At 44.3% G+C, this 1633-nt stretch carries 1 pseudogene; it reads left to right on the plus strand.

What is annotated here, in order from left to right:
* Window positions 1-264: 264 nt before the first annotated feature.
* A pseudogene (locus QQL66_RS07085) lies at window positions 265-1633 on the plus strand (transposase); the annotation flags it as partial.

Here is a 1633-nt window from a genome sequence, read left to right on the forward strand (position 1 = left end):
GTGCTGTTTAGTATAGAATTTCATAGTGATGGCCTCCTAAGGTATGTGCGCAAGAGCGCGCTATACCTTGGATGGTAGTTTAACTATCAAGCCCGAAAATCCTTGGGAGGTCATCATTAGTATCAAGCGCCGGCACAATCGCTCACTGCGTTCGCTGGACTCACAACAAGTTGCTCGCCTGTGCGGCGGGCGTTCAGGCTGTAGAAAAACCCTAACATCCCTCTCTTTTTGATAAAATTTAGGCATCAAACAAGGATTGTACTGATGCCTAAATTTAAACCCTACAACCACGATCAAGTCGTGATGGTGGTGATCAACTTTGAAGATCAAATCCAACCCGGTACTTTCGAATACGCTATTCATTATCTGATCGAACATAAGCTCGATTTGTCGGTTTTCTTTCCTAATTATCAAACAGGTCGCCCAGCTTACGATCCGGCCATTTTGTTAAAGATCATTCTGTTCGCTTATTCCAAAGGCATTACCTCAAGCCGAGAGATCCAATGGTGTTGTGAAACCAACATCATTTTCAAAGCCCTGTCCTGTGATAGCGTGCCTCACTTTACGACGATTGCTAACTTTGTAAGCAGCCATGCAGAAGAAGTTGAGTCCTTATTTGAACAGGTATTATTGGTCTGTGATCAGCAAGGATTATTAGGCAAAGAGTTATTTGCGATTGATGGCTGTAAGATGCCATCGAACGCGTCTAAAGAGCATTCGGGCACGTTTAAAGAATTGGCTGAGAAACGTGATAAGCTCAGGCGTCAGATTAATTATCACCTAAAAGAGCATCAACGATTAGACGCTCAGACGGTACAGGATGAAGCCCGTTTAAAACGTATTGAACAAACCATCTCGACCCTGGATAAGGCCTCTGATCGGATCGATCAATTCCTTAAAAATAACGTACCAAGAATGGGGCGCGGTCGAACTCGCAAAGAAGTAAAAAGTAATATCACCGATAATCAAAGTGCCAAGATGAAGATCAATAAAGGTGTGATTCAAGGTTATAACGGGGTGGCGACGGTCGATAAAAAACATCAGATTGTGGTGGATGCTCAAGCCTTTGGTGAAGGACAGGAACATCATACCTTGAAGCCGGTTTTGGAACGTGTTGAGGCTCGGCTAAAGAGGCTGGAAATATCAGAACATCTATCAGCAAGGTACTGTGATTACGGCCGATACCGGCTTTGCCAACGAAGCTAATATGGCCTATTTGTATGAACGAAAAATAAATGCCTATGTGCCGGATAATCAGTTCCGGAGTCGTGATCCAAAGTTCACCAATCAGAAAAAGAAATACGGAAAACGACACCAAGACGAGTTGCCTAAATCACTTAAAAGTCATCACGCTAAACAAGTGATCCCTGCCAGTGAGTTTGACTTCGACCCGGTAAATCGCACTTGTCGTTGTCCTGCTGGCGAGCTAATTAGCTACCGAGGTGAACGGGAAAGCCCGGATGGAAAAATAAAAGCCTGGTTTGAAGGGCGATTACTGCAATGCCGGAACTGCGATTTTAAGCATCAATGTATGAAGAACCCGAGTGCGGCAGATCATCGTAAAGGTGCAGGAAGGCAAGTCTCTTTTATGCTGACCCAACAACGTAAACCGAATTACACAGACTGGATGAAG

The organism is Litoribrevibacter albus, from assembly GCF_030159995.1.
GTDB lineage: Bacteria > Pseudomonadota > Gammaproteobacteria > Pseudomonadales > Litoribrevibacteraceae > Litoribrevibacter > Litoribrevibacter albus.